The sequence below is a fragment of the Lysinibacillus sp. DFXJR4 genome, from assembly GCF_057196045.1.
Map to the genome: position 1 here is coordinate 1,423,144 of NZ_JBXUNW010000001.1, position 12,475 is coordinate 1,435,618.

General features: G+C 34.2%; 18 protein-coding genes. 12 read left to right on the forward strand and 6 right to left on the reverse strand.

Going from position 1 to position 12,475, the window contains the following annotated elements; translation table 11 throughout:
* Window positions 1-360 precede the first annotated feature (360 nt).
* On the forward strand, window positions 361-669 hold the full coding sequence (locus AC2CGN_RS07205) for a hypothetical protein (protein WP_286923051.1): 309 nt from the start codon (window positions 361-363) through the stop codon (window positions 667-669).
* Between the two features lie 127 nt (window positions 670-796).
* Here the strand turns inward: AC2CGN_RS07205 and AC2CGN_RS07210 are convergent, their stop codons facing one another.
* Window positions 797-1,315 carry a hypothetical protein gene (locus AC2CGN_RS07210; RefSeq protein WP_429981573.1) on the reverse strand — a complete coding sequence of 173 codons (519 nt, stop codon included), beginning with the start codon at window positions 1,313-1,315 and terminating at the stop codon, window positions 797-799.
* Between the two features lie 129 nt (window positions 1,316-1,444).
* Here AC2CGN_RS07210 and AC2CGN_RS07215 point away from each other — a divergent pair, with 129 nt between their 5' ends.
* The 5 genes from AC2CGN_RS07215 (at window position 1,445) to AC2CGN_RS07235 (ending at window position 5,762) form a co-directional block, all read left to right on the forward strand.
* Window positions 1,445-1,738 carry a DUF5316 domain-containing protein gene (locus tag AC2CGN_RS07215; RefSeq protein ID WP_484512948.1) on the forward strand — a complete coding sequence of 98 codons (294 nt, stop codon included), beginning with the start codon at window positions 1,445-1,447 and terminating at the stop codon, window positions 1,736-1,738.
* 242 nt (window positions 1,739-1,980) lie between these two features.
* Window positions 1,981-2,400, forward strand: coding sequence for a hypothetical protein (locus AC2CGN_RS07220; protein WP_286923048.1), 420 nt, complete (start codon window positions 1,981-1,983; stop codon window positions 2,398-2,400).
* Between the two features lie 148 nt (window positions 2,401-2,548).
* Window positions 2,549-3,223 carry a response regulator transcription factor gene (locus AC2CGN_RS07225; RefSeq protein WP_429987204.1) on the forward strand — a complete coding sequence of 225 codons (675 nt, stop codon included), beginning with the start codon at window positions 2,549-2,551 and terminating at the stop codon, window positions 3,221-3,223.
* Window positions 3,220-4,587 (forward strand): sensor histidine kinase, encoded by a 1,368-nt coding sequence (locus tag AC2CGN_RS07230; RefSeq protein WP_484512951.1) that lies wholly within the window; start codon window positions 3,220-3,222, stop codon window positions 4,585-4,587. Before AC2CGN_RS07225 ends, AC2CGN_RS07230 begins: the two co-directional genes overlap by 4 nt.
* Before the next feature lie 236 nt (window positions 4,588-4,823).
* Window positions 4,824-5,762, forward strand: coding sequence for an alpha/beta hydrolase (locus AC2CGN_RS07235; protein WP_484512953.1), 939 nt, complete (start codon window positions 4,824-4,826; stop codon window positions 5,760-5,762).
* A gap of 57 nt (window positions 5,763-5,819) precedes the next feature.
* Here the strand turns inward: AC2CGN_RS07235 and AC2CGN_RS07240 are convergent, their stop codons facing one another.
* Together AC2CGN_RS07240 and AC2CGN_RS07245 are read right to left on the reverse strand one after the other, a co-directional pair.
* Entirely contained in the window at window positions 5,820-6,116 is a 297-nt protein-coding gene (locus tag AC2CGN_RS07240) for a hypothetical protein (RefSeq protein ID WP_286923044.1), read from the reverse strand.
* 284 nt (window positions 6,117-6,400) lie between these two features.
* Entirely contained in the window at window positions 6,401-6,577 is a 177-nt protein-coding gene (locus tag AC2CGN_RS07245) for an asparagine synthase (protein WP_283872278.1), read from the reverse strand.
* Between the two features lie 270 nt (window positions 6,578-6,847).
* On the opposite strand from AC2CGN_RS07245, the gene AC2CGN_RS07250 reads away from it, so the two are divergent.
* A complete protein-coding gene (locus AC2CGN_RS07250; protein WP_484512955.1) occupies window positions 6,848-7,165 on the forward strand; it encodes a hypothetical protein in 318 nt (105 codons plus the stop codon).
* 745 nt (window positions 7,166-7,910) lie between these two features.
* On the opposite strand, the gene AC2CGN_RS07255 is transcribed toward AC2CGN_RS07250, so the two are convergent.
* Both AC2CGN_RS07255 and AC2CGN_RS07260 read right to left on the reverse strand, forming a co-directional pair.
* A complete protein-coding gene (locus AC2CGN_RS07255; RefSeq protein ID WP_484512957.1) occupies window positions 7,911-8,375 on the reverse strand; it encodes a DinB family protein in 465 nt (154 codons plus the stop codon).
* A 222-nt stretch (window positions 8,376-8,597) separates the two neighbouring features.
* Complete coding sequence (locus tag AC2CGN_RS07260; protein ID WP_484512959.1) at window positions 8,598-8,909, reverse strand: hypothetical protein; 312 nt, start codon at window positions 8,907-8,909, stop codon at window positions 8,598-8,600.
* Window positions 8,910-9,748: 839 nt separating this feature from the next.
* Between AC2CGN_RS07260 and AC2CGN_RS07265 the strand changes: the two genes are divergently transcribed.
* The 4 genes from AC2CGN_RS07265 (at window position 9,749) to AC2CGN_RS07280 (ending at window position 11,449) form a co-directional block, all read left to right on the forward strand.
* The gene (locus AC2CGN_RS07265; protein WP_484512961.1) at window positions 9,749-10,162 is read left to right on the forward strand and encodes a hypothetical protein; all 414 of its coding nucleotides are present in this window, start codon (window positions 9,749-9,751) and stop codon (window positions 10,160-10,162) included.
* A gap of 406 nt (window positions 10,163-10,568) precedes the next feature.
* The gene (locus AC2CGN_RS07270; protein ID WP_484512963.1) at window positions 10,569-10,799 is read left to right on the forward strand and encodes a hypothetical protein; all 231 of its coding nucleotides are present in this window, start codon (window positions 10,569-10,571) and stop codon (window positions 10,797-10,799) included.
* A 219-nt stretch (window positions 10,800-11,018) separates the two neighbouring features.
* A complete protein-coding gene (locus AC2CGN_RS07275) occupies window positions 11,019-11,153 on the forward strand; it encodes a hypothetical protein (protein ID WP_286923039.1) in 135 nt (44 codons plus the stop codon).
* A 170-nt stretch (window positions 11,154-11,323) separates the two neighbouring features.
* A complete protein-coding gene (locus tag AC2CGN_RS07280; RefSeq protein ID WP_484512965.1) occupies window positions 11,324-11,449 on the forward strand; it encodes a phage holin family protein in 126 nt (41 codons plus the stop codon).
* A 184-nt stretch (window positions 11,450-11,633) separates the two neighbouring features.
* On the opposite strand, the gene AC2CGN_RS07285 is transcribed toward AC2CGN_RS07280, so the two are convergent.
* The gene (locus AC2CGN_RS07285) at window positions 11,634-11,942 is read right to left on the reverse strand and encodes a hypothetical protein (protein WP_484512967.1); all 309 of its coding nucleotides are present in this window, start codon (window positions 11,940-11,942) and stop codon (window positions 11,634-11,636) included.
* Window positions 11,943-12,128: 186 nt separating this feature from the next.
* Between AC2CGN_RS07285 and AC2CGN_RS07290 the strand changes: the two genes are divergently transcribed.
* A complete protein-coding gene (locus AC2CGN_RS07290) occupies window positions 12,129-12,350 on the forward strand; it encodes a hypothetical protein (protein WP_484512969.1) in 222 nt (73 codons plus the stop codon).
* The last annotated feature ends 125 nt before the right edge of the window (window positions 12,351-12,475 follow it).

The window sequence follows — 12,475 nt, forward strand, 5'->3', positions numbered from 1 at the left end:
AGAAAAACTGCTCAAGTGAACCTAAAAGTCGCTCGGCTCGACAGAAAAATTGCTCGGTGAACCTAAAAGTCGCTCGGCTCGACAGAAAAACTGCTCAGGTAAACCCAAAAGTCGCTCGGCACGATAGAAAACTGCTCAGGTGAACCCAAAAGTCGCTCGGCACAACAGAAAAGTAGCTCAGTTGAACCCAAAAGTCGCTCAGGTCAACCCAAAAATCGCTCAATTTCTCAGATTAGATACAATTAAAAATTAAACAAGGGGTCACATCTAACTAGGTGTGGCTTTTTATCATGCATTTACTAAGATTAGGAGAATGATTAATGGTTTAAGGACCATGACAGTAATTAGAGAGGTGGTACTATGCAATTTACAGATGGTACATGGACATTCGATACTGAGATAATCGATGCAGTTGCTAAGAATCAGCAACGAGATGAGCAGGAGCGCGAAATGCTGAATGCACTTGCTCGCTACGCTTACACTCGATACAAGCAAATTAGGGATCAAGTGAATCCACGGAAATGTAAATATATGAGAATCGATCAAGTGAAGGAACAATTAAAATCCCCTGCAAAACGACAAAGAGTTTCTAATTTGTTAAATATTACCGAAGAGGAAGTGTATTACATCGTAGATTTTGTTAAAAAGTATTTAAAATATGTTAAGTAAAAATTGAGTTAGGAATAGAAAAACTTCTAAAAGCAGGATTCCCCTTCCAAAGAGAATCCTGCTTTTTAGTATGAAATGTTAAAGGGAGGGCATTATGCCGTTTCTTTAACGAGAAGAAGATAACCTTTTAAATAAAAAAGCCTGATCTAATGTCGCCAATCCTTGAGGCCAAGGCACCCATATTTGTACTCAAACTAATAGGAGATTGCTGTCGATAGGATGCCATTGCTTTTGTCTTTGTCGCAGCATTGTTCCCAATTTTTGAGGTAGCACTTTCATTTGCTACAGTATTGCTAAGGGCAGTCAATAAAGGATTAGACGTGGATAGGGTGTTTGGATTCGAAAGCCCTAAACTGTTAAAAATCTGTTGTTGAATTGTCGATACATTGCTGCCATCCAATGTTGTTGGATTGAGACCATAAAGATAATTATTGAGACCATTTGATTTTTTTAGTTCATTGATGATGGATTGTTTCTGTATGTCAGAAATAGTATTAATGCCATTGCCTAAAAGAGTTTCAGTTAATACTTCCTTAAAGGCAATTTTTTGTTCTGCAGATAAATTTAATTTCTTATTATCAGAAACATCTTGTAATAGTTTTTGTGTAATCAATAAATTCTCACTAGATAATGAGCTTATCGTCAAGGAAATTCACCTCACTTTATGTAGATATATATCTTCTTCATAGTCTATTATCGTCTTTTTGGTTGAAATTTTCCATAGTTGAAACAAAATATGGAAGGCAATCGTATTATAGGTAATGGGGGTGTTTAGATGAAATATTTATTCATTGGCACAATTTTATCCATCATAGGTGTCTCGATATCGATGCTTCTATGGGGGATGGAAAGAGCCTATTTCATTTCAGGAATCATTGGCTGTGCGTTAATTGTAATTGCAATGATTATGTCAGGCTCAATGGTGAGTGGCGATCGTATGCGTGCAAACTTAGCTACTGAAACAAGGGAGCATAGGGATGAGAGAAATAAATTTACTGCTAATTCATTTCTAATGGCTATCCCCAATATATTGATTGCTGTTATATTATACTATTATTTTGTAAAATAAGTTTGTTTAATCCAAACAATCAATTAAAAATCCCTCTAAAATTGGTTCATCCATTTTAGGGAATGAAATGTATATCTACAGTAATTGGTTTATCTAAGATGCCAACTTTTAATGTTTGTTGTCTAAGAAATTTGCAGATAATCAACCAAATTTTCATGTCCCCACTATCCACCAAAGGCTATCATTTCTCTTCTCAGCATTCTATATAGTATTATTATCTTTAGGATAAAGGAGTGTGAGATATGAGATTCATTAAATTCCTATTAATATTTCTAATTTTCCTTGGCGTTATTGGTTACGGAGTGTATCACTACGGTACGAAGTTTGCCTCCGATAAAATAGTGGAGACGGTTTCAACAGAATTAAAGAATAGTGGTGAAATCGAAGAAATTAAGAATACGATTGAAAGTGATCCTGAACTTAAATCGTTTATGGAGGAGGCAAAAACGGCTGACAGCAGTAAATTACCGTTTACAACAAAAGAAGAGGCTACCAAAGTCTTAATTCAAAAAGTGGGAATCTCGGAGCTGAATACTATTCGAGAAAAAGTGCAAAATGGTTCAATGACAAGGGATGAGGTTCTTCAGGAAGTTCAAGGAAAATTAACAGACGAAGAGATTATGGCTTTAAAAGTGATTGTTTATAAGGAATTGTATAAATAGATTGCGTAGATTGTAGACAAACACATGTTTGTTTACAGTCTTTTTTTGTGCAAAGATGATGTGAAAACGGATGCTAGCTCCAAAAGGTAATGGAATGAAATTTATTGTATAATTGTACCGTAAATCTAGAATGGAAAAGAGGAAACGAATGCCTACTATACTTGTTGCTGACGATGATGCGAACATTCGCGAACTCGTCTGCTTATTTTTGCGCAAGGATGGATTCACAACAATCGAAGCAAAGGATGGTAAAGAGGCGCTGACCATTTATTACACAACGCATATTGATCTTGTAGTGCTTGATATAATGATGCCGACGATGGATGGTTGGGCTTTATGTAAGGAGCTACGTAGAGTAAATACTGAACTCCCGTTACTTATGCTGACTGCAAGAGGTGAAACGTGGGAGAAGGTGAAAGGTTTCGAACTAGGAACGGATGATTATTTGACAAAGCCCTTTGATCCGTTAGAGTTAACGGTGCGTATAAAAGCATTACTAAAGCGCTACAAAATTGGCTCCACACAGACTATTAGGCTTGGTACTATTACACTTGATCGTCAAACGTATAAGGTTATGAGAGGAGCCGAGTCTATTTCGCTGCCGCTCAAAGAGTTTGAATTGCTATACAAGCTTGCTGAAACACCGGGGCAGGTCTATACACGGGAGCAACTGATCGATCAGGTTTGGGGGCTTGATTTTACAGGAGATAATCGAACAATCGATGTACATATAAAGCGCCTACGGGAGAGATTCGCAACTTCAACAGAATTTCAAATAGAGACGGTACGTGGGCTTGGCTACCGGCTCGAGGTTACTGGATGATTCGATCTTTATATACACGTGTCGTAGTAACGTTCTTAGTTGCCGTAATAGGTGGTACAATCATTTCCTTTTTCGTGGCAACATGGATATTTAAAGATAAATTGAACGAAAACTTGCAAATCCCCTTACTGAACTTTGGACAGGACATTGCGCTAATCTTTGATACATTACCGTATCATGAAGCGGAGAAATTCGTAAGCGAAATGAATCAGCTCAAATCTTATCATATACGCATTTATGAAGAAACGGGGCAGTTTCAAAGTTTCGGAGAGTCGAACGGCGATAAATTTGCAGATGTGACAAATGAAGAGATCAGCAAAGTATTGTCTGGAGAGGTTGTTCAAGTGGAGTCAAGTGGTGTTTCATCTATTCTCTTAGGAATGCCTTTAACAACTGAAATGGGTACCAAAGCGATGTTTGTAGAACCAATCTCCTTACCTTCTACCTCGTTGGCAATAAAATTGATATTGAATTTTTCAACATATGCCCTTGTATTAGGAAGCCTTGTGTTTTTAGTAGCGGCGATGTTTTTTGTAAAGCCAATCAAAAAATTAACAAAAGCTACTAGGCATATAGCAGAAGGAGATTTCAATGTCGAGCTGAATATTAAGCAATCGGGTGAGCTAGGTACCTTGGCTCGGAGCTTTGAAGAAATGGCCCACGATTTACGGCAGCTTGAGCAGATGCGAAGAGATTTCGTATCCAATGTTTCTCATGAAGTACAGTCGCCACTTACTTCAATCTCGGGCTACGCTTTAGCATTGAAGCAAGTCGACCTTTCTGAAGACGAGAAAAGTCGTTATCTCGATATTATCATTGCTGAAGCGAATCGAATGTCCAAGATGAGTGATAGCCTGCTAAAGCTGAGTTTACTTGAATCGAAAGCACAGCCATTACAGCTTGCCTCATTTAGTCTTGATGAACAAATTAGACGAGTTATCATCGCCATTCAGCCGCAATGGTCTGCTAGAAACATTCATTTTAATGTCAATTTACAGGCTGTTCGCCTAATGTCAGATTATGATCAATTAAATCAAGTATGGACAAATATTCTTACCAATAGCATCAAATTTTCAAATGATGGTGACAGGATTGATGTTAGCATAAAACAAGAGACCAATCATGTAATAGTCCGAGTAGCTGATATGGGCATTGGAATTTCTTTAGAGGATCAAAAGCGTATATTCGAACGGTTTTTTAAAGCTGATCGCTCCCATAGCCGTAAGTATGAGGGGAGTGGTATGGGATTGGCTATTGTGAAACAGATTGTATCACTTCATCAGGGAGACATCCAAGTGCAAAGCCAGCTTGGGCAAGGCACGACTTTCATTGTCACATTACCTATCATAGCACCAACAGATTAAAACCAATTCTAAATGTTACGACTTGTGCACTTAAGTTGTAACATTTTTTTGTTGTTCATATTGCGTTCATATTGTTGTCATAGAGAATACATCTTCATCATATATACTTTCGTTAACAGCCCATAAAGAAGCTGGAATAAGCCACCAGGAATCATCATGGTGTTATGAAAAGGAGGGAAAGCACGAGTACAGGTGAAAAACGACCTCAACGGTTTTCTAACCTCTCGTGTCTACAGATGAATAAAGTATTAAAAATTATACTTAAATCAATTGGCATAATAGCTGTGGCAATTGTCCTTGTACTAGCGATTGTATTTATCGTAAATATTGTTTGCAACAAAATAGAACAAGGAAAAATAGAATCCTATGGTCAGCTTGTATCCGTAAACGGACAAAATATGAATGTCACAATTCAAGGAAATGGTGAAGAAACAGTGGTACTTCTACCAGGTTTTGGAACAGCGGCCCCGGCACTTGATTTTAAGCCGCTTGTGAAAGAGCTAGCTCCATATTATAAGGTCGTCATCATTGAGCCTTTTGGATACGGTTTAAGTGATGATACCGATACAGAACGAAGCACGGACAATATTGTAAGTGAAATTCATGAAGCCCTACAACAATTGAATATTGACCAATATATGCTTATGGGTCATTCCATTGCAGGTATTTACGGATTAGATTATGTTAATAAATATCCAAGCGAGGTCAGTGCATTTGTAGGTATTGACAGCAGTGTACCAACACAGGGTGGTATGGATACAAAGTTTCCTATAAAAACATTTCAATTTCTTAAAAAATCAGGTATAGGCAGATTGATGTTAAAACTAGAAGATACAGATCCATATGCAGGACTACCCTATGATGACGAAACAAAAGAGCAAACGAGGATGATTACGCTTAAAAACTTTTATAATACCAGCACCTCTAATGAAATGAAAAACTTTTATAAAAACTTTACAGCAGCTGAAAATCTAACATTCCCTAAAGAGCTACCGCTTATTTTATTTGTGACAGAAGATGAAACTGTTGAAAACTGGATAAATCTGCACAAAGAGCAGGTCAAACACTCAGTACATGGAAAAGTGATGACACTTGAGGGAGGACACTATTTACACCATACCAGATCTAAAGAAATAGTTAAAAATCTTAGAACGTTTATGGAAGAAGTAAAATAAGTGTACTGAAAGATCCCTTTAGACATCTAGAGTCACCTTTGAAAGCATTCAACGAATTCAATTTGTTGAATGCTTTATATTTTTTAATTGATAAATATTATAGCCAAAATCACAAATGGCTACTAGATAAAGTATTGCACCTAGCCAAAGTATGGAGGATTCATAATTAAACCAAATGATTTCTCTAATAGTAATTAGCCATATTGTCGTTGCAATAAAAAGTGTCGTATCATAAAACATTGAAAGCGGCCGTTTATGTGTTTTGAAAGCAAAATGGAAGAAAACAATTCTCAAAATAATTAATAGTATTAAATATGAAAAAAAGACAATGGTAGAAGTAATTGGATTTATCATATTTTTACCCCTCATTTATTAGTTTTATTAACACGATCCCCATTCGATGAAGTTTCTGTTTGAATAATATGAATAGTATCAAGATTAAAGTAATTCCTTATTTTACATCTCCTAATATTTTAAAGCTATTCCTTTATTTTATTGGAAAATAAAGGGGATGTATAGTTTTAAAATATAATAATCCATAATTAAATGTAAAAATTAACATAAGGTAAAATGAATGGAGTATAATCTGTTATTTCTATTGATAATCAAAAAGAGAGCTCGAAAATGAGCTCTCCTATTTAACGACGATGTTCAATAAGGTCTATTGCACCTAATACAATATGCGCTAAACCGAAACCGAATACAGTATTGGCAATCATTTTGTTAGAACCACTTTTTTGCTTTAATGCATAACCAGTAGCAGTAACAGCAGACCCTAAAATTGTTGGGATTAATCCTTCACGAATGTTATTCATAAAATATCCCTCCATCGTAGTTAATAGGTGTGTTTGCACCACTATTACTATTCGCTACAGACTAAAAAGTTATACTAATAAATATGAAAAGTCCATAACATGATTGAGGCACATATTCAAAGGCTAAATATGTCATGAGATTTCATCAAGAGGAATTATTTTACTACTTTCGCATCATTGAGTATTTAAACAGCTAAATTGGTAGTGATTTTTCGAAATGACAAAACATCCTATTTATCCTATGATATAGGTAGATTGGGGGATATTACATTGAATGACTATATAGAGCAGGTGAATGAAATATTAAAAGAAACACTAGCGTTTTTTAGGAATTTTAATAGTGATAATACTGATGAAAATGATTTAACTACAAAGCGTTTAGAGGATGGTTTAGAAATTCTCCGAAACGCAGAAGGGAAATTAAATGAGCTAAATCCAGGAAGCATGATGAAAGACTATCATGACAAGATTACATTAGCATTTGAAAATAAAATAAATGCAATAGAAAATATAATGAATTTGCTTCATATTAATAAAATAGGCTCAGAAGAATTAAAATTACTGCTAAAAGAGCTTCAAAAAAGTTAACAACCGTTATACAAATTTAGAATATTATCCCTATTATGTAAAAAGTATATATTATCATAAAGTCAAAGGCACATAATGAATTATATTTAGGACAGTCATATGAGATAATACTTGATAAATTTTACCTATTGCAAACAAGTATTGGATGAGAGAAAAATGTAATACTTCTCATGTTCAGAAATTGTTCAGGCTGCTGTGTTATTCTAGCAATGTCTTTTCAATTCCTATTTCTACAACCAAGCAAGTTGGACCAGGTACTCAATTCGATTGAGCCTGGTCTTATTTATTTATACATAGTCGTAAATGATTATCTATTGGATAGGATGCAACAGAAGGGATAATTCAGAACAACATTTGGAGGATTTGTAGAGCATATGCCTCTGACGGGATTCGAACCCGCACTCCTTTCGTAAGCATAGGCTAGGGGGAACACGCTTCCCTACGGACTTTCACCGGCTAGGAATTTCACCTGCCTCAGCTCATTTGCTTTTCGGTGCTTCTGAAACCCTTGCCTTGCGACCCGGTATCTACAATGTTTTCCGGCGCTCTTCCCTTCTATAGCTACAGAGGCAATTAATTATAATTTTAAGTATACATATTTTCCAATAAAAAGGGAATGGGAACGCGTACAGTGGGAAGATTGTGTATGAATATGCAATAAGGGGAGGAGCATTTTTAAAAAGAGGAACTAGCTTTTGAAAATAGAGTAAAGACTTCTGGGTATTTCCAAAGGCCTAACAAATTTCTATTTCTTCATTTTACGAATATATGCTAGTTGTCCAATATGGTAAGCATTATGAGTTGCAGCATTAGATATGATTGCCCACCATTCAGCCTTCACAGGATATCCATTTACAATCGATAAAAGTTGTTCTTCCTCAATAAGCTCTTGCCATTGAAGTAGTATTTTTAACAGCTTTTCCTTTAATTCAAAGAAAGTATCCTCATCTCTAACATGAAAAGTATCAGCCTTGTTATTGGTTTGTGAACTGGCATTAACATGATTTTCTTTATACCGTAATTGCCAAGTTTCATTCCAATAAATTAGATGTTGGACAATTTCAGCAATACTATGACTTGAATCATCAGGTTTCCAAAAAGCTTCTTCTTCCGTTAATCCATCAGTTACTTCATAGAATGAGATATACCAACTACGATCATTAGCATTAGCTAGAAGTTGATCTAACAATATGGTCTTAGCACCAATCATTCACTTTTCATCCCCTTAATCATATTCTTTTTAGAATAGTATAACATTCAGTTTTAGGTTTGAAATAGAAGGAAAATGACAATTTGCGTTTTAGAGTTTTAACAATCGATAGTTAGAAAGTTTTTAGTACTAAGACTTGATTCATTTACTGAACACACACAAAAGACCAGGTTCATAAATATGGTCCTGGTCTAACGTAAAAAATATTAAATGTATTTATTATTATTTAATGTTAATGATTTCATATTCATCTATTTCTTTTCTACTCGCTTCTTTATGCGATGACTCTATGGTGTTTTGCAAGTGCAATGCGATTTTTATTAATACAAATGCTATAAAAAAAGCAGCAAATAATACAAAGTATGCAGTCGCTTGAGTACCGTTAATTATGTAATTATAAGCATCTCCACCAACCCATGCATTGCGTGATTTAAGTACACTGGATTCAGGGTTTGAATAGAAAAATAATCTATAAAATCCCATGAAGAAAAAAATAATACTAAGTATAAGTGATGTAATCGAGAGACCTTTCATGACAACATCTCCTTTCTATATATGTAATTAATATACCAACAATACCTATTGTTGTCACTAAATAATAAATTTGTATACTATTGATATTTAAAGTAAACTTATTGGATTTTAATAAAAATGCAAAATGATAAATAATAAAAATTCACATTTAAAAACACTCAGCATAACAGGTGGAGAGCTGAGTAAAAAAGTCTGTCCAAAATTAAGCAACAAGGTAGATGCTACTAATGAAGGTGGGGCCGATAAGCAAGCCGAGCGACTATTGTCCTTACCAGAGCGGTTCTTGCTGTCATCCGAGCGATTTCTCCTCTGAACCAGAGCGGTTCTTGCTGCGAGCCGAGCGATATCTCTTCTGACCAGAGCGGTTCTTGCTGCAAGCCGAGCGATATCTCTTCTGACCAGAGCGGTTCTTGCTGCAAGCCGAGCGATTTTACTTCTTACCGGAGCGGTTCTTGCTGCAAGTCGAGCGATTTCACTTCTGACCAGAGCGATTCTTGCTTGGCATCGTAATATTATTAAAGTATTAAATGTAGCAATGTTTTTTGATCAAACACTAGGGGGATCAAGTGAAGATGTTAAGAAGAAAGAAAATCTGATCAACAATTTCTTCACTCGCAATAGGTATTTTTTCAATCATTAAATTGCTATAAAAATCACGGAAAATTAACTTTTAATCTTATTTTCTCCTAGAGCAATAGTGATTTGTTCGAATATATTGTTAAAAATCATTATAATATGTTAAATATTGTAAATTAATACTGTCGAATTTTCCTATTTAAGGGTATAATATCTGTAGAGATTTTTCTTAAAATAGTAAGTGATTTGGAGGAGAATTATGTATGGCTATTTACGGTATTGGAGCTTCATATAGTGGGAAATTTGATAAAACGAATGCATTTATTGAAAATAATTGTGCTTGTATAGACTGGAGTGTAAATGATGCTCCTGCACTTCATCAAATCTTAAAGAAAATTAAGATAGGTGATTTTATTTATATTAAATCGATGTCCATAACTACGAAAGAGTTACATATTAAAGCAGTGGGTATTGTAATGGATGATAGTATAGAAGAAAAATCAGATTTAGGACTTGGTATTACAGTTAAATGGCTCTGGAAGAATGAAGAAAAAGTACGTGTTTCATTGACAGAAGAAATGTATAAATATAATGTATATAACAATACTTTGTATGAAGAGTATTTCCATATAGTTCAACGTAAAGTACTTGAACTTGCATTAAAAAATAACTCATGAGCATTCCACAAAATATAACTCAAGAACATCTTTTACAAGCCATTGCATACATTCAAAAGCATCGCGTTTAGCCCCTGGATGATCAACAAAATATAGTATTTTTAAGTCCCGAAAATAATTATGCCAATGGTGAGAAAAGAGATCACACTAATTAAATGGGGTAGCATCAGAAAAAAGCGGATTTACAACGTTAAGTGAAAAATCTTTCAAAACAATGCTATGGGAATTTTAAATTTCAGCATTTTAATACGTTATTATGTAAAATTTTGGATTGATTATTATTTTCACAGGGTATTTTATAAACTAAAACGCACTTGAATTAACACAAGGTATATTGTTATCTTTGTAGGATCTATTTACTATAATAAATTGCGGTGAAATTCAATTATATAAAGGGAGTGTAAAGGTGGACCTATTACTTTGGATAACTATTGGTTTCATAATAATTGGATTTGTTGTTCTCACTTCTATGAAAAAAGGTATGGAAAGTAAGGTCGCTTTTATAAAAGCAAATATGGAAGACGCGGGAAATTCATCAAAAGCTAAATCCGTAATTTGGTGGTTATGGAGTACCACTGCTTGGGGGATAGTGAGTATGTTTCTTGTTGTTTGGTGTTTTCACAATCACTTTGGATAATTGTTGGCTTCAAATGTGCAAAAAAACAGGTACTTTTTTATTAATTGTCTGAAGTATTACTGTAATGTCTATTCTTGAATAACTCCTAAACAGTACAAAGAAATAACAAAACTAGATTTTGAAATGCAATCATAGGCTTAGCGTTATTTCTATTGTCTAAATCTGGAGGAAATCCTTTCCTTCTTGATGAAATGTAGTGAAATGAGAGGAGAGGATTTTATGGGAAATGTAAAATGGGATTATCAAACTTATACATGGGATTCTGAAAATGCAGAAATCTTAATTAATGAGCTAAACAGATTAGGTAAAGAATATTGGGAAGTAGTTACCTCTGTTCCTAAAGTGACTGGATAGAATGATAAAGTTGTATTTGTTTTGAAAAGAGAAGTTATGTTTAAATTTTTTAAATCCATGTGTCTTCCATAAAAAATGGAAGACATTTTTATATGCTATGAGAATCAGTAACATGTACTGTTTCTCAATGCTTCTCATGGCTTTTTATTTTGAGAAAAGGAAGGTGTCAGATGGAACAAATCGAACGATTATTAATTTTAGGAGTGTCTAGCTTTGTTACGTATTTTTTAGGTGGTTGGTCCATATTACTAACTGCTCTGATTATTTTAAATGCTTTAGACTATGCAACAGGTTAACTGGCGCAAACGTTCATTTTATAAAGCTTTTCGATAAAAAGTAATCTAATAAGTAAGGTACCTGTTGAAATTAATCTAATAATTATCAATGACCAGCAAAGCTATTTTTAGCCGAGCTGGTCTTTTGTGTGATACAACATTTATTTGTGTTGAACAATAAAAAATAGAATACTTGTCAAGAGAATTAAAAGAAATACGAAAATGTATAAACATTATATATTATTACACATACAAATATTATTAAACCGATAAGCAGTGTAATTTTTATTAAAGTATTAAATGTAGCAATGTTTTTTTCATCATACACTGGGGGGCGATCAAGTGAAGATGTAAATATCCTCGGTGAAGAAAAATCCTCATCAACAATATCTTCACTCGAAATTGGTATTTTTTCAATCACTGAATTGCAATATTCACAAACAGTTAAGCTGTGATCATCTTGTATACACTTTTTAAAAGAATTTTGGGCTAAACAGTTTGGGCAAGTATTCATTTTCAATCTCCTTCCTATCTATTCTACTATTTACCATTCTAGGAAATTTATTTTTAATTGTATATAAAAATTAGATAACAATATCCGTAATTCCAATAAATGAAAGTGTTAGTATCTGATTTTATTGTTAGTAAGAAGGTTATTCACCATGCAATGTAGAAATATCTGTAAAAGGTGGTGGAGATCATGAGTTACGAAACAATAGTGCCAGTACGTTTTTTATTCAAACGTAAACCAGATGATTTAGCGATTATAGGTTTATCCAGCTTATTTTTGACTCATGAAGAACATGAGACATTAACAGATGAAATTGCCCTAAATCTTTTACGAGAACAAGGCTACAACGTAATCAGGATGATTCATAATGATGAAAATATAATATGTGTTAATTTTGGTGATCAATTTTAGACGTTTAAGCCATATAAATAAATGACCAGGGCCATTTTCAAAATGATACCAGGTCTTTCTTATATTATTTATATACTAAGTAATTCCATTTTTCAGGTGTGTAACGACCCGAATTTTAACAACAC